This is a genomic window from Cytophagaceae bacterium ABcell3 (genome assembly GCA_030913385.1).
GTDB lineage: Bacteria > Bacteroidota > Bacteroidia > Cytophagales > Cytophagaceae > ABcell3.
The window spans coordinates 4657494-4677290 of record CP133159.1 but is presented as its reverse complement, the minus strand read 5'-3'; the positions used below and the strand labels follow the sequence as shown (position 1 = coordinate 4677290).

The window sequence follows — 19797 nt, the reverse complement described above, 5'->3', positions numbered from 1 at the left end:
TTATGCATAACTTTGCACTCCCTTTTTCGGGATCTATAAACGGGTGTAGCTCAATTGGTAGAGTAGCGGTCTCCAAAACCGTTGGCTGGGAGTTCGAGTCTCTCCACCCGTGCTAAGGACAAATAACTTCGATATTTGACGATGAATAAAATATTAGGCTTTATAAGAGAATCAATTGAAGAGATCAAAACAAAGGTCTCATGGCCAACTTACGGCGAGTTGCAGAATAAATCTGTAGTGGTTCTTATTGCCTCAATTATTTTTGCACTCATGATTTGGGCTGTAGATACAGTTTTTGAAAACGTGATGTCCTTTATATATTAATACTTGAAATTCTATCCTAAAGGAGTCAGAGATGAGTGAATTAAACTGGTATGTAATTAGAACGGTTAGTGGGCAGGAGAAGAAGGTTAAGAATTATCTTGAGAATGAAATCATAAGACAGAAACTTGAAGATTATATTCCTCAGGTACTGATTCCTTCTGAAAAAATATATGAAATGCGTAACGGAAAAAAACGCGTAAGGGAAAGAAACTTCTTTCCTGGATATGTGTTAGTTTCCGCAGATTTATCGCATGGAGAAGCAGGCCACGTTATAACCAGTATTCCTGGTGTAATTGGTTTCCTTGGCTCTAATGAAGGAGGCACCTCTAAAAAGCCTGTACCTCTACGTCAAAGTGAAGTAAACAGAATTTTGGGTAGGGTAGACGAAATGCAGGAAAGTGAAGAAACACTTGAAACACCTTTTATTGTAGGTGAAACTGTAAAAGTTATGGATGGCCCATTTAATGGGTTTACAGGATCTGTCGAAGAGGTTTTTGAAGAAAGAAAAAAGCTTAACGTAATGGTGAAGATATTTGGCAGAAATACACCAGTTGAGCTTAATTATATGCAAGTAGAAAAAATTCAGTAACAGAAAATGGCTAAAGAAATATCGGGTTATGTAAAATTGCAGATCAAGGGAGGTGCTGCCAACCCTTCTCCTCCTGTTGGTCCTGCCCTGGGTAGTAAGGGTTTGAATATTATGGAGTTCTGTAAGCAGTTTAATGCTAGAACCCAAGAAAAACAAGGTGTACTTCTGCCTGTCGTTATTACTGTTTATAAAGACAAATCTTTTGATTTCGTCATTAAAACTCCCCCAGCTCCAGTTTTGCTTATGGAAGCATCTAAAGCAAAAAAAGGATCTGCAGAGCCAAACAGAAATAAGATAGGTTCAGTAACCTGGGATCAGGTACAGTCAATCGCTGAATTAAAAATGCCTGACCTTAATGCATTCAAACTAGAATCGGCAATGAAAATGGTAGCCGGTACTGCAAGAAGTATGGGTATCACAGTTTCAGGAGACGCTCCCTGGGACAATAAATAACGAATTAAAATAATGGGCAAGTTAACCAAAAATCAAAAGCAGGCATTAGCAAAATTTGATGCTGAACAGCAATTTTCTCTTGCAGATGCTGCTAAACTTGTAAAGGACATTACATTTACTAAGTTTGATGCATCCGTAGATATAGATGTTAGACTTGGGGTAGACCCTAGAAAAGCTGACCAAATGGTCAGAGGTGTTGTTTCGCTTCCCCATGGTACAGGAAAAGAAGTTAGAGTTCTTGTCCTTTGTACTCCTGACAAAGAGCAGGAAGCTAAAGATGCAGGTGCTGACCATGTAGGTCTTGATGAATACATTAAGAAAATTGAGCAAGGATGGCTTGATATTGATGTAATTATCACTATGCCTACTGTGATGGCCAAAGTTGGTAGATTAGGACGTGTACTAGGACCTAGAAATTTAATGCCTAATCCTAAAGCTGGTACTGTTACTCTTGAAGTAGGTAAAGCTGTTAAGGATATCAAACAGGGAAAGATTGATTTTAAAGTAGATAAAACTGGAATCATTCATACTAGTGTAGGTAAAGTTTCTTTCTCTCCTGAAAAATTGTCTGAAAATGCACATGAAGTTTTGAATACTATTCAAAAACTTAAGCCTTCTTCAGCTAAAGGTACATATATAAAAAGCATTCACCTTTCTAGTACTATGAGTCCAGGTGTTGCTATCGATAAAAATACTGTTACAGGCCTATAATTAGAAAAGGATGACACGGGAAGAAAAAGCTCAGATAATTGAAGAGTTAAACCAAAAGTTCCAGGAGAAATCTTTCTTCTATATTACGGACGCTTCTGGTTTGACCGTAGAACAAGTAAACAATTTCAGGAGACTTTGCTATGAAAAAGGCGTTGAGTATAAAGTTGTTAAAAACACTTTGATACAAAAGGCCCTGGCTAATCTTGAAACTGATTACGCCCCTTTCGACGAGCAAGTTTTGAAAGGTTTCTCTGGAATCATGTTTGCAGATACCGGAAAAGTTCCGGCAGTTTTAATCAAAGAATTTAGAAAGTCGGTTCAAGATAAACCAGGTTTAAAAGGTGCTTCTATTGATGGTGCTTTATTCATTGGAGAAGAAAACCTTGAAGCGCTTGCTAAAATCAAATCTAAAGAAGAAGTTATTGGCGATATTATCGGCATTCTTCAATCACCTGCTAAAAATGTTGTTTCTGCGCTTCAAAGCGGTAAGACTACTCTTGCAGGATTGGTTAAAACTTTGTCAGAAAGACAAGAATCATAAAAGTATAATTGGAACAAGTAAATATTATTAATTAATTTTTAAATCAAGAATAAAATGGCAGATCTTAAAGCTTTTGCTGAGCAGTTGGTAAACCTAACTGTTAAAGAGGTAAATGAACTAGCTACTATCCTTAAAGACGAATATGGTATTGAACCTGCTGCTGCAGCTACAGTTGTTGCTGGTGGTGGTGGAGCTGCTGGTGGTGAAGAAGCAGCTGAAAAAACTTCTTTTGACGTAATCCTTAAATCTGCAGGATCTGCTAAACTAGCCGTTGTTAAACTGGTTAAGGATCTTACTGGACTTGGATTAAAAGAAGCTAAAGAACTTGTTGATGGCGCTCCTAAGCCTCTTAAGGAAGGTGTTGCTAAAGACGAAGCTGATGCACTTAAAAAACAACTTGAAGAGGCTGGAGCTGAAGTAGAGGTTAAATAAGTTTATCCTCTGGTTAAATACTTCTACAGCCTTATCAAATTAGGCCTGACATATAAAGTCAGGTCTTTTGCTGTTTGTAGCTACAAAATCTTTAATTTTTTAATCCTCTGAAAATCAGCGGATAGTGCTAGCATATAATATTGTTAACATAAACTGTGTGTGCCTTGGCTACTAATATACCTTTAAGAAAAAATTTTGCAAGTATAAAGAATGTAATTGACTATCCTGATTTTCTGGACGTTCAGTTGCAATCGTTTCAAGACTTTTTTCAGTTGGAAACTCCTCCTGAACAACGTAATAAAGAAGGGTTGTTCAAAGTTTTCGCTGAAAATTTCCCTATTTCTGACTCTAGGGAAAACTTTGTCCTTGAATTTATAGACTATCATGTTGACCCGCCTAAATATTCTGTTGATGAATGTATAGATAGGGGACTCACTTATTCTGTTCCATTAAAAGCTAAACTCAGATTATCCTGCAACGATGAGGATAATGAAGATTTTGAAACGATAGAACAAGAAGTATTCCTTGGTAACATACCTTATATGACCGAAAAAGGGTCTTTTGTTATCAATGGTGCTGAACGTGTTATTGTTTCTCAATTGCATAGGTCGCCTGGTGTTTTCTTTGCGCAAAGCAAACATACCAATGGTACCAAGTTATATTCTGCCAGAATTATACCTTTTAAAGGGTCTTGGATTGAATTTGCTACTGATGTAAACAATGTTATGTATGCTTACATCGATAGAAAAAAGAAGTTTCCGGTAACCACCCTTTTAAGAGCAATAGGTTATGGTACGGATAAAGATATCCTTGATCTTTTTGGACTTTCTGAAGAAATCCCTGCTAAAAAAGAAGCCCTGCAAAATGTGGTAGGTAGAAAACTTGCTGCAAGGGTACTGAGGACTTGGACTGAGGATTTTGTTGATGAGGATACTGGTGAAGTTGTATCCATCGACCGTAATGAAGTGATCCTTGAGAGGGATTCCATTATTCAAGATGTTGATATCGATATTATTTTAGATTCAGGCTCTGATGTTGTCATTCTTCACCGTGAAGATATCAACATTGCAGACTATACTATTATATATAACACTCTTCAAAAAGATAGCTCTAATTCTGAGAAAGAAGCTGTTGAAACTATTTATAGACAGTTAAGAAACTCTGAAGCTCCTGATGAACAAACTGCTAGGGATATTATCCAGAATTTGTTCTTCAGTGACAAGAGATATGATCTTGGTGAAGTAGGTAGATATAGAATTAACAAGAAACTTAATCTTGAAATATCTTCTGATACAAAAGTGCTTACTTCGGAAGATATTATTAACATTATTAAATATCTTATTGGTCTTATCAATAGTAAAGCTGTTATTGATGATATAGACCATTTGAGCAATAGGAGGGTACGTACTGTTGGCGAGCAATTGTATAGCCAATTCGGTGTTGGTTTAGCAAGGATGGCTCGTACCATCAAAGAAAGAATGAATGTTCGTGATAACGAAGACTTTAAACCTGTTGATCTTATCAATGCCAGGACTTTGTCTTCTGTTATTAATTCCTTCTTCGGTACTAACCAGCTTTCTCAGTTTATGGACCAAACAAATCCATTAGCGGAGATTACGCATAAAAGAAGGATGTCTGCGCTTGGACCGGGTGGTTTATCAAGAGAGCGTGCAGGTTTTGAGGTAAGGGACGTTCACTATACGCACTACGGTCGTTTGTGTACCATCGAAACTCCTGAAGGACCTAATATTGGTCTTATTTCCTCACTTTGCGTTCACGCTAAGGTGAACCACATGGGCTTTATTGAGACTCCATATAAAAAAGTTATTGAAGGGAAGGTATTGCTAGACGGTAGTGTTGTTTACCTAACAGCAGAAGAAGAGGACGGTCATAATATCGCTCAGGCTAATGCAATTATTAACGACCAGGGTGTCTTTGAGAATGATAAAGTTAAAGCCCGTTTTGAAGGTGACTTCCCGGTTACGGAACCAGATAATGTTACTTACATGGATGTGGCTCCTAACCAAATTGTTTCTGTTGCGGCTTCGCTTATTCCTTTCCTAGAGCATGACGATGCAAACCGTGCTTTGATGGGTTCAAACATGCAGCGCCAGGCTGTGCCTTTATTGAGACCTCAATCTCCGATAGTAGGTACTGGACTGGAAAAACGTGTTGCTTTAGATTCGAGAGCGTTGGTGCTTGCAGAAGGTGATGGGGTTGTTGAGTATGTGGATTCTAAAAAGATTGTGGTTAAGTATGAGCGCACTAGAGAGCAATCTTTGGTTAGCTTTGACAATGATTCAAAAACATACAATCTCGTTAAGTTTAGAAGAACAAACCAGGACACCTGCCTTAGTTTAGCGCCAATAGTCTTTAAAGGCCAAAAGGTTGTTAAAGGAGATCCGCTTTGCGAAGGTTATGCTACAGAAAAAGGTGAGCTTGCTTTGGGTAGGAACCTTATGGTTGCTTTTATGCCTTGGCAAGGTTATAACTTTGAGGATGCGATAGTTATTTCTGAAAAAGTAGTTAAAGAAGATATATTTACTTCTCTTCATATTGAAGAATTTGAGCTTGAAGTTAGGGATACTAAAAGGGGTGAGGAAGAGTTGACGTCTGAAATTCCAAATGTTAGTGAAGAAGCTGTTAAAAATCTTGATGATAAAGGTATTATCAGGGTTGGGGCAGAAATTAAAGAAGGTGATATTTTAATAGGTAAAATTACTCCTAAAGGAGAAACAGATCCTACACCTGAAGAAAAACTTCTTCGTGCAATTTTTGGAGATAAGGCTGGCGATGTGAAAGATGCATCGTTAAAGGCTTCGCCTTCTTTGAGAGGTGTGGTTATTGATACCAAATTGTTTTCTAGACCTAAGAAGGAAAAAGATCTTAAAGCTAGAAATAAGCAACAAGCTGATAGGCTTAAAGCGAAGTATAGCAAAGACCTTTCGGATCTTCGCGCAGTCATCATTGATAAACTTACTGATTTACTAGAAGGTAAAGTCTCTCAGGGTGTCAAGCATAAATTTGGCGACGAGATTGTATCTAAAGGTGTTAAGTTCAACAGAAGAAATATTACAGAAAATCTTTTCCCTGAGAAGAACAGCTATAGAGATGAAAGCTCTTATAATGTTCCTGAAGAAGTTAACCTTTTAGGAGATTTACTTCTTGAAAATTGGACAGATGAGCCTGAAACCAATGATCTTATTCTCAAAATGGTTAAAAACTACCATAAAAAGAGAAATGAGATATCTGGTAAGTTCAAGCGTGAGAAGTTTACATTGGAAGTTGGAGATGAACTTCCTGCTGGTATAGTTCAGTTGGCTAAAGTTTATGTTGCTAAGAAGCGTAAACTTAAAGTTGGTGATAAAATGGCAGGACGTCACGGTAACAAAGGTGTGGTAGCGAGAATAGTTAGGGAAGAAGATATGCCTTTCTTGGAAGATGGTACGCCTGTAGATATAGTACTTAACCCACTAGGTGTACCTTCAAGGATGAACCTTGGACAGATCTATGAAACTGTATTAGGTTGGGCAGGTCTGAAACTTGGACGTAAATATGCTACTCCTATTTTCGATGGAGCTACAGAAGAACAAGTAGATGCAGAACTTACAGAAGCTGGACTTCCTCATCTTGGCAGGACTCCTCTTTATGACGGACTTACTGGTGAGAAGTTTGACCAAAAAGTTACTGTAGGTGTTATTTATATGCTTAAACTAGGACACCTTGTAGATGATAAAATGCACGCGCGTTCTATTGGACCATACTCTCTTATTACACAACAGCCTCTCGGTGGTAAAGCACAGTTTGGTGGACAGAGGTTTGGTGAAATGGAGGTATGGGCATTGGAAGCATTTGGTGCAGGACATGTTCTTCAAGAAATCCTTACTGTAAAATCAGATGATGTGATAGGTAGAGCGAAAGCTTACGAGGCTATTGTTAAAGGAGAGAATATGCCTAAACCAAATATTCCTGAATCTTTCAATGTATTGGTTCATGAATTAAGAGGTCTTGCACTAGAGATCACACTCGATTAAGGTTCGGAACTATTTGTGAGTGCCGGTATGTTTAGTACCGGCACTATTTAATTTTTTGCATTAAATTCAAAAAAACTGCATTGTAAAAATGGGATTCAGAAAGAATAAAAAGATAAATCAGGACTTTACTAAAGTCACTATCAGCCTGGCCTCTCCTGAGTCAATTCTTGAAAGTTCTCACGGCGAGATTACCCAGCCTGAAACCATTAATTACAGGACTTATAAGCCTGAAATGGGAGGCTTGTTCTGTGAGAGAATCTTTGGACCTGTTAAAGACTGGGAATGTCATTGCGGAAAATATAAAAGAATCAGATATAAAGGCATTATATGTGATAGATGTGGGGTTGAAGTTACTGAGAAGAAGGTTAGAAGGGAAAGAATGGGGCACATTGAACTTGTTGTCCCTGTTGCACATATCTGGTATTTTAGATCACTACCCAATAAAATTGGTTACCTACTTGGGTTGCCTACAAAGAAACTTGACCAAATTATTTACTACGAGAGGTATGTAGTAATCCAACCTGGTGTTAAAGCTGAGGATGGTATCAACTATCTGGATTTCTTGACAGAAGAAGAGTATCTTGACATTCTTGATAAACTTCCTAGAGAAAACCAATTGTTAGATGATACTGATCCTAACAAGTTTATCGCTAAAATGGGCGCTGAGGGCTTGGAAATGTTGTTAGCCAGACTTGAGCTAGATGAACTTTCTTATAGCTTAAGACACGCTGCCGCTCACGATACGTCTCAGCAAAGAAAAGCAGAAGCTCTTAAGAGACTTAAAGTCGTAGAAGCTTTCCGTGATGCTAAGACTAGAATTGAAAACAGACCTGAGTGGATGGTAATCCGTATGGTGCCTGTTATACCACCAGAATTAAGACCTTTGGTTCCATTAGATGGTGGTCGTTTTGCTACTTCAGATCTTAATGATCTTTACAGAAGGGTAATTATTAGAAACAACCGTCTGAAAAGACTTATAGAAATAAAAGCTCCTGAAGTTATTCTACGTAACGAAAAACGTATGCTTCAGGAAGCGGTGGATTCCCTATTTGACAATTCTAGAAAAGTCAACGCAGTTAGGGCTGAAGGTAACAGGGCGCTTAAGTCACTTAGTGATATGCTAAAAGGTAAGCAAGGGCGTTTCCGTCAGAACCTTCTTGGTAAAAGAGTTGACTACTCTGGACGTTCTGTTATCGTAGTAGGTCCTGAGCTAAGATTGCATGAATGCGGGCTTCCTAAGGACATGGCAGCTGAGCTTTTTAAGCCGTTTATCATTAGAAAGCTTATAGAAAGAGGAATAGTTAAGACCGTTAAGTCTGCAAAGAAAATTGTTGACAGAAAAGATCCTGTAGTATGGGATATTCTTGAGAATGTCCTTAAAGGTCACCCGGTATTGCTTAACCGTGCTCCAACACTACACCGTCTTGGTATTCAAGCTTTCCAGCCTAAACTTATAGAAGGAAAAGCTATTCAGTTGCACCCATTAGTATGTACTGCATTTAATGCTGACTTTGATGGTGACCAAATGGCTGTTCACGTCCCTCTTGGACATGAAGCTATTTTGGAAGCTTCTACCTTAATGTTGGCTTCTCATAATATACTTAACCCTGCTAACGGAGCTCCTATTACTGTTCCTTCTCAAGACATGGTTCTTGGGCTTTATTATATTACCAAAGGACGTAGGACTACTGAAAAAGAAGTTGTGCCTGGCGAAGGACGTACTTTTTATTCGGCAGAGGAGGTAATTATAGCCATCAATGAGAAGAAGTGTTCGCAACATGCTTATATAAAGGTTAGGACAAAAGTCCGTAACAATAAAGGCGAACTGGAAACGCAAATAATTGAGACTGTCGCTGGTCGGGTTATATTTAACCAGTTCATTCCAGAAGAAGTAGGTTACATTAACGAACTTCTTACCAAGAAAAAGCTTCAGTCTATTATTGCCCTTGTGTATAAAAGATCAGGAATGGCCAGAACGGCTAAATTCCTTGATGACATTAAACATCTTGGATTCCAGTCTGCATATAAAGGTGGTCTTTCTATTGGTCTTGCAGATATCGTAATACCAAAAGAAAAAGATATACTTGTTGGTCAAGCTAAAGAAGATGTAGAGGCTGTGTGGAGCAATTATCTGATGGGTCTTATCACTGATAATGAAAGATACAATCAGGTTATTGATATTTGGACTAGGATCAACTCAATGATTACTGAGACTCTGATGACACGTCTTGAAAATGACGATCAGGGCTTCAACTCTATTTACATGATGATGCACTCAGGAGCGAGAGGTTCAAGAGAGCAGATTCGTCAATTAGGTGGTATGAGGGGGCTAATGGCAAAACCTCAGAAAAACCTTCAAGGATCCGTTGGTGAAATTATTGAAAACCCGATTCTTTCAAACTTTAAAGAAGGTCTGGATGTAATTGAGTACTTCATCTCTACCCACGGTGCTAGAAAAGGTCTTGCAGATACTGCTCTTAAGACAGCGGATGCTGGATACTTGACTAGAAGACTTGTGGATGTAGCGCAGGATGTTGTTATCAATGAGAATGACTGCGGTACTTTAAGAGGTCTTACCGTATCGGCATTGAAGGATAACGAAGATATCGTTGAGCCACTTTCTGAAAGAATCCTTGGTCGTGTAAGTGTACATGATATTTATAACCCAGAGAATAATGAGCTTCTTGTAGCTGCTGGGGATGAAATAAGTGAGGATGTTGCTGCTATTATTGACAACTCTTCAATTGAAACTGTTGATATAAGGTCGGTGCTAACTTGTGAGAGTAAAAGAGGGGTATGTGCCAAGTGTTACGGTAGAAACCTTGCTACCGGAAAAATGGTACATAAAGGTGAATCTGTTGGTGTTATTGCTGCACAGTCAATTGGTGAGCCTGGTACGCAGCTTACGCTTAGAACATTCCACGTGGGTGGTACGGCTTCTAACATTGCTGTTGATGCCAACATCAAAGCTAAATTTGATGGTGTTGTTTATTTTGATGACATCAGGTCTGTTAAAACTACCAATAAAGACGGTGATCAGGTTACTGTTGTAATGGGTAGATCTGGTGAACTTAAGATAGTAGAGGAAGGTACCAATAAGATCTTAAATACACACCATGTTCCTTACGGTGCATTTATTAATGTAGAGGAAGGAGCTAAGGTTAAAAAAGGAGATGAGCTTTGTAGCTGGGATCCATATAATGCGGTCATCATGTCTGAATTTGACGGTACGATCGAATTTGATGCTATTATAGAAGGTGTTACTTTCCGTGAGGAGTCAGATGAACAGACAGGGCACAGGGAGAAAGTTATTGTCGACACTAAAGACAAAACCAAAAACCCTGCTATTGTAGTACATCCTAAGTCAGGAGATTCTAAAGGATATAACATACCTGTAGGCGCTCACCTTGCTATTGACGAAGGCGATAAGGTTAAAGCAGGTCAAGTTCTTGCTAAAATTCCTCGTGCTATAGGAAAAACCAGAGATATTACGGGTGGTCTTCCAAGGGTAACAGAGTTATTCGAAGCCAGAAACCCTTCAAATCCTGCAGTTGTAAGTGAAATTGATGGGGTAGTAACTTATGGTGGTATAAAAAGAGGTAACAGAGAGATTTATATTGAATCTAAAGACGGTGTTAGGAAAAAGTACATGGTACCTTTGTCTAAGCACATATTGGTTCAGGACAATGACTTTGTTAGAGCTGGTGATGCCCTTTCTGATGGTGCTATTACACCTAATGACATACTTTCAATTAAAGGCCCTACTGCTGTGCAGGAGTATTTGGTTAATGAAATTCAGGAAGTATACCGTTTACAAGGTGTAAAAATCAACGATAAGCATATTGAAGCCATTGTGAGGCAGATGATGCAGAAAGTTGAGATTATAGAAGCTGGTGATACCAACTTCCTTCAAGGACAAGTGGTAGATAAGTTTAGCTTCAGGGAAGAAAACGATAAAATACTTGACATGAAGGTTGTAGAAGATTCAGGTGATTCTGAGAATTTGAAGCCAGGTATGATTGTCAGCGCTAGAAAACTTAGAGACGAAAATTCAAGCTTGAAGCGTCGTGACATGAAACTTGTTCAGGTAAGAGATGCACAACCTGCTGTTTCTAAACCAACATTACAGGGTATTACGCAGTCTTCTCTTGGTACTGAAAGCTTTATTTCGGCAGCATCGTTCCAGGAAACAACCAAAGTACTTAGCGAAGCTTCTATCAGAGGTAAAGTAGACTACTTACAAGGCCTGAAGGAGAACGTTATTGTTGGACACTTGATTCCAGCAGGTACTGGTCAAAGGGACTTCAGTAAAATTATCGTTGGTTCTAAAGAAGAGTATGAGGCTTTGGTAGCTTCTAAGGAAGCTAAGAAAAAAGAAGAAGTACTTGAAAATAAATAAATAATATGGACGGAGATAATAAAAAAACAAATCAGCAGGCTCAAAACCAGATAAACATTGAGCTTACTGAAGATGTAGCAGAAGGAGTTTATTCAAACTTGGCAATGATTGCCCATTCCAATAGTGAGTTTGTGATCGATTTCATTAGACTTATGCCTGGAGTGCCAAAAGCTAAAGTAAAATCTAGGATAATTATTACTCCCGAACATGCTAAAAGATTGCTTGCCGCATTGCGAGACAACATCAATAAATATGAGGAAACTTTTGGGGACATTAAGCAGAATGCTGAAGTCCCTAAATTTCCCATAAATTTCGGTGGTGGCGAAATGGGACAAGCTTAATTTAGTAGTAAAAAAATATAACGATTGATTTGCAGAGAAATATATTTTATGTACCTTTGCAGTTCTAAAAAAAATCTAGCCATAAATTAGTTTAGATAAATGCCTACAATACAACAATTAGTAAGAAAAGGTAGGGTTAAGTTGACTTCTAAATCAAAGTCGCCTGCCTTGGATGCGTGTCCGCAAAGAAGGGGTGTTTGTACCAGGGTATATACCACTACACCTAAAAAGCCAAACTCAGCTATGCGTAAAGTAGCTAGGGTAAGGTTGACCAATGGTAAAGAGGTTAATGCTTATATCCCAGGTGAAGGACATAATCTTCAAGAACACTCTATCGTACTTATCAGAGGAGGAAGAGTAAAAGACCTTCCAGGTGTTCGTTACCACATTGTGAGAGGTGCGCTTGATACCGCGGGTGTAAATGGTAGATTACAATCAAGGTCCAAGTATGGAGCTAAACGACCTAAAGAAGGTAAAAAATAATTCTGTCAAATTGTTATGAGAAAGTCAAAACCTAAAAAGAGATTTCTTCTTCCTGATCCTAAATTTAGTGATACAACTGTTACCAAATTTGTTAATTCGCTAATGTTTGACGGGAAAAAGAGTATTGCTCTTAAGATATTTTATGATGCTTGTGATCTTGTAGAGCAGAGAACTAAAGAAAATGGTCTGGAGACGTGGAAGAAAGCACTTAATAATGTAATGCCTTACGTAGAGGTTAAGTCAAGAAGGGTTGGTGGTGCTACATTCCAAGTACCTACCGAGGTGAGACCTGAGAGAAAAATGGCACTTGGTATGAAATGGATGATTAAGTATGCAAGACTTAGAAATGAGAAAACCATGACCGAAAGACTTGCAGGTGAGATCATTGCCGCTTCTAAAGGTGAAGGTGCATCTGTTAAGAAAAAGGACGATACGCATAGAATGGCAGAAGCAAATAAAGCATTTTCACACTTCAGATTTTAATCTAATTATATGGCACGTGATTTAAGATATACTAGAAATATAGGTATAGCAGCTCACATTGATGCAGGTAAAACTACAACTACTGAGCGTATACTTTTTTATTCAGGTGTAAGCCACAAGCTTGGTGAGGTTCACGATGGGGCGGCTACGATGGACTGGATGGAACAGGAGCAGGAGAGGGGTATCACCATTACATCTGCTGCTACTACTGTAAAATGGCCTTATAGAGGACAAGAATATCATATTAATATTATTGACACGCCAGGTCACGTTGACTTTACTGTTGAGGTAAACCGCTCTCTTCGTGTATTAGATGGACTTGTTTTCCTATTTAGTGCTGTAGATGGTGTGGAGCCACAGTCTGAGACTAACTGGAGATTGGCCAACAATTATAATGTTGCCCGTATTGGTTTTGTTAACAAAATGGACCGTTCGGGTGCAGACTTCCTTGCTGTATGTAAGCAAGTAAAAGAAATGCTTGGTAGCAATGCAGTAGCACTTCAGCTACCTATAGGTGCAGAAGATAACTTCAAAGGTGTTGTTGACTTGGTTACCTTCAAAGGTATGGTCTGGAACGAGGATGATTTTGGTATGACATTTACCGAAGTTCCTATTCCTGACGATATGATGGAAGAAGCTAAGGAATACAGAGAAAAACTTCTAGAGGCCGTTGCTGAATACGACGAAAGCCTTATGGAGAAATACTTTGAAGATCCTGAGTCTATTTCTGAAGATGAAATAATGAACGCTTTACGTAAGGCTACAATAGATTTAGCTATTGTTCCTATGTTCTGTGGATCTTCTTTTAAGAATAAAGGAGTACAGACAATGCTTGATTATGTTATGGCATTATGTCCGTCGCCTTTAGATAAAGAAAGTATCAAAGGTACAGATCCTGATACTGGTGCAGAATTGGCAAGAAAACCTTCTTTAGAAGAGCCTTTTTCAGCGCTAGCTTTTAAAATTGCAACTGACCCTTATGTAGGTCGTTTGTGTTTTATCCGAGCCTATTCTGGCGTGTTAGAATCCGGTTCTTATGTATATAACACTAGATCTGGAAATAAAGAGCGTATCTCAAGGATTTTCCAGATGCACGCTAACAAACAAAACCAAATCCCTCAATTGACAGCTGGTGACATTGGTGCTGTTGTTGGTTTTAAAGATATCAAAACAGGAGATACGCTTTGTGCAGAAAAATCTAAGATTGTTCTGGAATCAATGGTATTCCCTGAGCCTGTAATTGGTTACGCTATTGAGCCTAAGAGTCAAGCTGACGTTGATAAGATGGGTATGGCTATAGCTAAACTTGTTGAGGAAGATCCAACCTTAGTAGTTAATACTGATGAGGAAACTGGTCAAACTATCCTTAGAGGTATGGGTGAGCTTCACCTTGAAATTATCATGGACAGGCTTAGAAGGGAGTTCAAGGTTGATGTTAACCAAGGTGCTCCACAGGTGGCCTACAAAGAAGCCCTTACTTCTAATATTGAACACCGTGAAGTTTATAAGAAGCAGTCAGGTGGTCGTGGTAAATTTGCAGACATTGTCTTTGAAATTGGACCACGTGAAGGTGAAGAGCAAGGACTGGAGTTTGTAAACGAAATTGTGGGTGGTGTTATTCCTCGTGAATTTATTCCTGCTATACAAAAAGGCTTTGAGGACTCTATGAACAATGGACCTCTTGCTGGATATCCTGTAGAGTCTATGAAAGTTAGACTTTTCCATGGTTCCTTCCACGATGTTGACTCAGATGCACTTTCTTTTGAATTAGCTGCAAGAGGTGGATTTAAAGAGGCTGGTAAAAAAGCTACGCCTAAATTAATGGAACCTATTATGGCTGTTGATGTAGTAACTCCTGAAGAATATACGGGTCCTGTAACTGGTGACCTTAACAGAAGAAGAGGATTGATGAAGGGTATGGACACTAAAGCAGGAGCTCAAATTATTAAAGCAGATGTACCGTTGGCTGAATTGTTCGGTTATGTAACTGACCTTAGAACATTGACTTCAGGGCGTGCTACTGCTACATTGACGTTCTCACATTATGAGTTTGTTCCAAGTAACCTTGCTGAAACTATTATTGCAAAAGTTAAAGGAACAGCTGTAACAAAATAAGGATATGAATCAGAAAATACGGATCAAATTAAAATCTTACGACCATAACTTGGTTGATAAGTCTTCAGAGAAAATCGTTCGTGCTGTGAAGACAACTGGTGCTGTTGTTAGTGGACCTATACCACTTCCTACTGAAAAGGAAATTCATACAGTATTACGTTCACCACACGTGAACAAAAAGTCTAGAGAACAATTTCAACTTTGTACTTATAAAAGACTAGTTGATATTTACTCTACCAGTACTAAAACTGTAGACGCACTTATGAAGCTTGAGCTTCCTAGCGGTGTCGACGTAGAGATCAAAGTTTGATTTTATATTATTTTGGTTAAGGAAGAACCAATACCTGTATTGGTTCTTTTTTTTCTGCTTAGAGGTTATTTATAACTAAAATATTCCTTCCATTGTTTGATGTAGAATATTTTTTTACTAACTTTGCAGTCCCTTTGCGGAACCTTATATTTATTTAATTATTGTAAAGGTTTATAACTGGTTTTAATATACTCAAAAATGTCAGGGTTAATTGGAAAAAAGATCGGAATGACTACTATCTATGCTTCTGATGGTAAGAGCATTCCTTGTACGCTTGTAGAAACCGGACCATGTGTAGTTACGCAAGTTAAATCTGTTGAGACAGACGGGTATAATGCGATACAACTTGGATACGGTGAAAAAAAAGAAAAAAACACTAGCAAGCCTCTACTGGGACATTTCAAAAAAGCCAACACTACTCCTAAAAGAAAACTTGTTGAATTTAGGTATTTCAATAAACCTTTAGAAGCAGGTCAGACATTGACTGTTTCTGATGTTTTCGCAGAGGGAGAATCTGTAGAAGTTGTCGGAACTTCTAAAGGAAAAGGATTTCAGGGTGTTGTTAAAAGATATGGTTTTAGTGGTGTAGGAGGTCAGACTCACGGTCAGCATAACCGTGCAAGACATCCTGGTTCTATTGGTGCTTGTTCTTATCCTTCCAGAGTTTTTAAAGGAATGAGAATGGCGGGAAGAACTGGAGGTAAGAGAGTGAAAGTTCAGAATCTTCGTGTATTGAAGACCTATCCGGAAAAGAACCTTATGTTAATAAGTGGTTCTATCCCTGGACCTAAGAACTCTTATGTAATTATTGAGAAGTACGTTATTGTAGTGAAATAAGGACAATGGAACTATCTGTTATAAATATTGAAGGTAAGGACACAGGCCGTAAGGTTACCCTATCTGATGCTGTATTTGGTATTGATCCTAATGATCATGCTATATACTTAGATGTTAAGCAATACCTTGCTAATCAAAGACAAGGTACTCATAAAAGTAAAGAAAAAGCAGAAGTTGCTTATTCTACCAAGAAGATCAAAAAGCAAAAAGGAACAGGTGGAGCCAGGGCTGGTAGCCGTAAATCTCCTCTTTTTGTTGGCGGTGGTAGAGTTTTCGGCCCTAGACCTAGAAACTATAGGTTTAAGCTGAATAAAAAGCTTAAAGCACTAGCTAGAAAATCTGCATTGGCTTATAAAGCAAAGGACAAGAATGTTTCTGTATTGGAAGCTTTCAACCTTTCAGAGCCTAAAACAAAACAGTATCAGGATATTTTAAATAAGCTTGATGTCCTTAACAAGAAAAGCCTTTTAGTTCTTCCTGAGATTGATAAGAATATTTACTTGTCTAGTAGAAATATTCAAAGAGCTAAAGTGGTTACTGTGAATGAGTTAACTACTTATGACGTGTTACATGCAGACAGTCTTTTACTTTCTGAAGGCGCTGTTTCTAAGATTGAAGAAATTTTAAGCTGAAAATAATGAGTATTTTAATAAGACCTTTGGTAACTGAGAAAGTAGCTGCACTTAACGAATCAGGTAAGTATGGCTTTGTAGTGGATAAGAATGCAAATAAAATTCAGATAAGAGAAGCAGTAGAAAAGATGTATGGGGTTAATGTTGAGGAGGTAAGAACTATGATTGTTCCTGGAAAAAAGAAATCCAGGATGACTAAATCTAGAGTTATTGCCGGTAGAACTCCTAGCTATAAAAAGGCTATAGTTTCCTTAGCACAAGGTGAGATTATAGATTTCTACAGTGGTATTTAATTAGAGATTCAGAACAATGGCAGTAAGAAAATTAAGACCGGTAACACCAGGACAAAGATTTAGGACCGCTCCTACTTTTGAAGAAGTTACTAAGAAAGCTCCTGAAAAGTCTCTTTTAGCTGGAATAAAAAAATCTGGTGGAAGAAACAATCAAGGAAGGATGACCATGCGCTATCTCGGCGGTGGACATAAGCAGAGATACCGTTTTATTGACTTTAAAAGAGATAAAGAAGGTGTTCCTGCAGTAGTTAAATCTATCGAATACGATCCAAACCGTACAGCACGTATCGCATTGCTTTATTATGCTGACGGCGAAAAAAGATATATTATTGCTCCTGAAGGATTAACTGTAGGTAGCAGAATTCTTTCTGGTAAAGGTATTGCGCCTGAAGTTGGAAACTGTTTGCCTCTTTCTGAAATACCTTTAGGTACTATTGTTCACAATATTGAACTTAAGCCAGGTAAAGGAGCTGCTATGGCAAGAAGTGCAGGTGCATATGCACAGCTTTTGGCACGTGAAGGAAAGTTTGCTACATTAAAATTGCCTTCAGGTGAAATGAGACTAGTGTTGACTTCTTGTACTGCTACGATAGGATCTGTTTCTAATGGAGACCATATGAATGTTCGTCTTGGTAAAGCTGGTAGAAACAGATGGTTGGGTAAAAGACCTAGAGTTAGAGGTGTTGCTATGAACCCAGTAGATCATCCAATGGGTGGTGGTGAAGGAAGAGCTTCTGGAGGACAGCCTAGATCTAGAAATGGCCTTTACTCTAAAGGTTTGAAAACCAGAAGTAGAAATAAGTATTCTGATAAGTTAATTATTTCCAAAAGGAAAAAATAAGGTATAACTGATGGCACGTTCACTAAAAAAAGGACCTTACATAGATTACCGACTTGAGAAAAAAGTTGATGTAATGAATGAGTCAGGAAAGAAGTCTGTAATTAAAACTTGGTCTAGAAGATCAATGATTTCTCCTGATTTCGTAGGACATACTTTTGCTGTTCACAATGGCAATAAGTTTATTCCTGTATATGTAACTGAAAATATGGTTGGTCACAAACTTGGAGAGTTTTCTCCAACAAGAAACTTTAGAGGCCATATTGCTAAAAAAGGAAAAAGATAAGCTATGGAAGCAGTAGTTAAGAAAAAGAAATCTGTTCTTAGAAGGGAAAGAAAGGAACAGCAAAAATTAGATAATGCTAAAGGAGCTGCGATTGCTAAATTAAAAAACGTTCCTACTTCTACTCGTAAAATGCGTCTTGTCGCAGATCTTGTTAGAGGTCTGAATGTTAACCATGCACTTTCAATATTGAAGTTTCAATCGAAAGTCGGTGCTCAAAGCATAGAAAAATTGTTGCTTTCAGCTATTGCTAACTGGCAGGCTAAAAATGAGGATGTAAGGTTAGAAGATGCAGATCTTTATATAAAAGATATTCATGTTGATGGTGGAAGAATCCTTAAAAGATTAAGGCCTGCACCTCAAGGTAGAGCTCATAGAATCCGTAAAAGATCTAACCATATTACAATGGTTATCGATAGTATGAACCTTCCTTTTTCTAATGAAGTGACCGAAGTTACTGAAGAAGTTAAAGAAGATCAGAAAGAGTTAAAATCAGCTTCAAAAACTAAGAAGAATAATAAAGAATAATCAAGATGGGACAAAAAGTAAATCCTGTTAGTTTAAGACTTGGTATAGTTAAGGGGTGGGACTCGAATTGGTACGGTGGTAAGTCTTTCTCTGATAAGCTTGTAGAAGACGAAAAGATCAGAAATTATGTACATGCCCGTATACCCAAAGGGGGCATTTCCAGGATTGTTATAGAAAGGACTCTTAAAAGGGTAACCCTTACTATCAATACTGCACGTCCTGGAGTTGTTATAGGAAAAGGTGGTGCTGAAGTTGATAAAATCAGAGAAGAGCTAAAAAAACTTACAGGTAAAGATGTTCAAATAAATATATTTGAAATCAAAAGACCCGAACTTGATGCTGCTCTTGTTGCTGATTCTATTGCTCAACAACTAAAAGCAAGAATTTCTTACAGACGTGCTATGAAGCAAGCCATCGCAGCTACAATGCGTGTTGGCGCTCAAGGAATTAAAATTAAAGTTTCTGGTCGTTTAGGTGGTGCTGAAATGGCTAGAAGTGATCAATATAAAGAAGGTCGTATACCTCTTCATACACTTAGGGCAGATATTGACTACGCAATTGGCGAAGCTAATACTGTATATGGAAAAATTGGTATTAAGGTATGGATATTCAAAGGTGAGGTATTCGGTAAAAGAGACCTTTCACCTAACGTAGGATCTTCAAGTTCACAAGGAGACGGTGGAGCTCCTAGAAGGAAAAGACCTGAGGGTAGAAGAAAGAAGAGATAAAATTGTAAATATATAATACAATGTTACAGCCTAAAAGAACTAAGTTCAGAAAGCAGCAGAAAGGTAGAATTAAAGGTATAGCTACCCGTGGTTTTACTATTGCTTTCGGATCTTTTGGAATAAAGTCACTAGAACCGGGTTTTATTACTAGTCGTCAGATTGAAGCTGCCCGTATTGCCATGACCAGGGCCATGAAAAGAGAAGGTCAGGTTTGGATACGTATTTTTCCAGATAAACCAATAACCAAAAAACCGGCCGAAGTTAGAATGGGTAAAGGTAAAGGTGCTCCTGAGTATTGGGTTGCCTCTGTTAAGCCTGGAACTATCCTTTTTGAAGCAGGTGGTGTTAGTATAGAATTGGCAAAAGAAGCTTTAAGATTAGCAGCTCAGAAATTACCGGTAAAAACTAATTTTGTTGTAAGACCTGATTACGCAGGTTAATTA

Annotated in this window: 21 protein-coding genes and 1 tRNA gene; all 22 read left to right on the top strand. The window is 38.2% G+C overall.

Annotated elements, in window-relative coordinates; all coding sequences use genetic code 11:
- The first annotated feature begins 39 nt into the window (after window positions 1-39).
- The 22 genes from RCC89_19175 to rplP all read left to right on the top strand — a co-directional run bounded on the left by RCC89_19175 (window position 40) and on the right by rplP (window position 19794).
- Window positions 40-112 (top strand) — tRNA-Trp (locus RCC89_19175).
- Between the two features lie 29 nt (window positions 113-141).
- Entirely contained in the window at window positions 142-324 is a 183-nt protein-coding gene (secE, locus tag RCC89_19170) for a preprotein translocase subunit SecE (protein ID WMJ75267.1), read from the top strand.
- A 31-nt stretch (window positions 325-355) separates the two neighbouring features.
- Window positions 356-913: a transcription termination/antitermination protein NusG gene (gene nusG, locus RCC89_19165; protein ID WMJ75266.1), complete on the top strand. Its 558-nt coding sequence runs from the start codon at window positions 356-358 to the stop codon at window positions 911-913.
- Between the two features lie 6 nt (window positions 914-919).
- Window positions 920-1366: a 50S ribosomal protein L11 gene (rplK, locus tag RCC89_19160; protein WMJ75265.1), complete on the top strand. Its 447-nt coding sequence runs from the start codon at window positions 920-922 to the stop codon at window positions 1364-1366.
- A 12-nt stretch (window positions 1367-1378) separates the two neighbouring features.
- A complete protein-coding gene (gene rplA / locus RCC89_19155) occupies window positions 1379-2077 on the top strand; it encodes a 50S ribosomal protein L1 (protein ID WMJ75264.1) in 699 nt (232 codons plus the stop codon).
- A 10-nt stretch (window positions 2078-2087) separates the two neighbouring features.
- Window positions 2088-2618, top strand: coding sequence for a 50S ribosomal protein L10 (gene rplJ / locus RCC89_19150; GenBank protein ID WMJ75263.1), 531 nt, complete (start codon window positions 2088-2090; stop codon window positions 2616-2618).
- Window positions 2619-2672: 54 nt separating this feature from the next.
- Window positions 2673-3050, top strand: coding sequence for a 50S ribosomal protein L7/L12 (rplL, locus tag RCC89_19145; protein ID WMJ75262.1), 378 nt, complete (start codon window positions 2673-2675; stop codon window positions 3048-3050).
- Window positions 3051-3214: 164 nt separating this feature from the next.
- A complete protein-coding gene (gene rpoB, locus RCC89_19140) occupies window positions 3215-7084 on the top strand; it encodes a DNA-directed RNA polymerase subunit beta (protein ID WMJ75261.1) in 3870 nt (1289 codons plus the stop codon).
- An 88-nt stretch (window positions 7085-7172) separates the two neighbouring features.
- The gene (gene rpoC / locus RCC89_19135; protein ID WMJ75260.1) at window positions 7173-11483 is read left to right on the top strand and encodes a DNA-directed RNA polymerase subunit beta'; all 4311 of its coding nucleotides are present in this window, start codon (window positions 7173-7175) and stop codon (window positions 11481-11483) included.
- Between the two features lie 5 nt (window positions 11484-11488).
- Window positions 11489-11824: a DUF3467 domain-containing protein gene (locus RCC89_19130; GenBank protein WMJ75259.1), complete on the top strand. Its 336-nt coding sequence runs from the start codon at window positions 11489-11491 to the stop codon at window positions 11822-11824.
- 99 nt (window positions 11825-11923) lie between these two features.
- Complete coding sequence (gene rpsL, locus RCC89_19125) at window positions 11924-12307, top strand: 30S ribosomal protein S12 (GenBank protein WMJ75258.1); 384 nt, start codon at window positions 11924-11926, stop codon at window positions 12305-12307.
- Window positions 12308-12322: 15 nt separating this feature from the next.
- Window positions 12323-12790, top strand: a complete 468-nt coding sequence (gene rpsG, locus RCC89_19120) for a 30S ribosomal protein S7 (protein WMJ75257.1) — start codon at window positions 12323-12325, stop codon at window positions 12788-12790.
- Between the two features lie 9 nt (window positions 12791-12799).
- Window positions 12800-14905 carry an elongation factor G gene (fusA, locus tag RCC89_19115; GenBank protein ID WMJ75256.1) on the top strand — a complete coding sequence of 702 codons (2106 nt, stop codon included), beginning with the start codon at window positions 12800-12802 and terminating at the stop codon, window positions 14903-14905.
- 4 nt (window positions 14906-14909) lie between these two features.
- Window positions 14910-15215 carry a 30S ribosomal protein S10 gene (gene rpsJ, locus RCC89_19110; GenBank protein WMJ75255.1) on the top strand — a complete coding sequence of 102 codons (306 nt, stop codon included), beginning with the start codon at window positions 14910-14912 and terminating at the stop codon, window positions 15213-15215.
- 198 nt (window positions 15216-15413) lie between these two features.
- Window positions 15414-16052, top strand: coding sequence for a 50S ribosomal protein L3 (rplC, locus tag RCC89_19105; GenBank protein ID WMJ75254.1), 639 nt, complete (start codon window positions 15414-15416; stop codon window positions 16050-16052).
- 5 nt (window positions 16053-16057) lie between these two features.
- Entirely contained in the window at window positions 16058-16684 is a 627-nt protein-coding gene (gene rplD / locus RCC89_19100; protein ID WMJ75253.1) for a 50S ribosomal protein L4, read from the top strand.
- Window positions 16685-16689: 5 nt separating this feature from the next.
- Window positions 16690-16977: a 50S ribosomal protein L23 gene (gene rplW / locus RCC89_19095; GenBank protein ID WMJ75252.1), complete on the top strand. Its 288-nt coding sequence runs from the start codon at window positions 16690-16692 to the stop codon at window positions 16975-16977.
- Between the two features lie 16 nt (window positions 16978-16993).
- Window positions 16994-17818, top strand: a complete 825-nt coding sequence (gene rplB, locus RCC89_19090; protein WMJ75251.1) for a 50S ribosomal protein L2 — start codon at window positions 16994-16996, stop codon at window positions 17816-17818.
- Window positions 17819-17828: 10 nt separating this feature from the next.
- Window positions 17829-18101: a 30S ribosomal protein S19 gene (rpsS, locus tag RCC89_19085; GenBank protein ID WMJ75250.1), complete on the top strand. Its 273-nt coding sequence runs from the start codon at window positions 17829-17831 to the stop codon at window positions 18099-18101.
- A gap of 3 nt (window positions 18102-18104) precedes the next feature.
- On the top strand, window positions 18105-18626 hold the full coding sequence (gene rplV / locus RCC89_19080) for a 50S ribosomal protein L22 (protein ID WMJ75249.1): 522 nt from the start codon (window positions 18105-18107) through the stop codon (window positions 18624-18626).
- A 5-nt stretch (window positions 18627-18631) separates the two neighbouring features.
- On the top strand, window positions 18632-19354 hold the full coding sequence (gene rpsC / locus RCC89_19075) for a 30S ribosomal protein S3 (GenBank protein WMJ75248.1): 723 nt from the start codon (window positions 18632-18634) through the stop codon (window positions 19352-19354).
- A gap of 20 nt (window positions 19355-19374) precedes the next feature.
- A complete protein-coding gene (gene rplP, locus RCC89_19070) occupies window positions 19375-19794 on the top strand; it encodes a 50S ribosomal protein L16 (protein WMJ75247.1) in 420 nt (139 codons plus the stop codon).
- The last annotated feature ends 3 nt before the right edge of the window (window positions 19795-19797 follow it).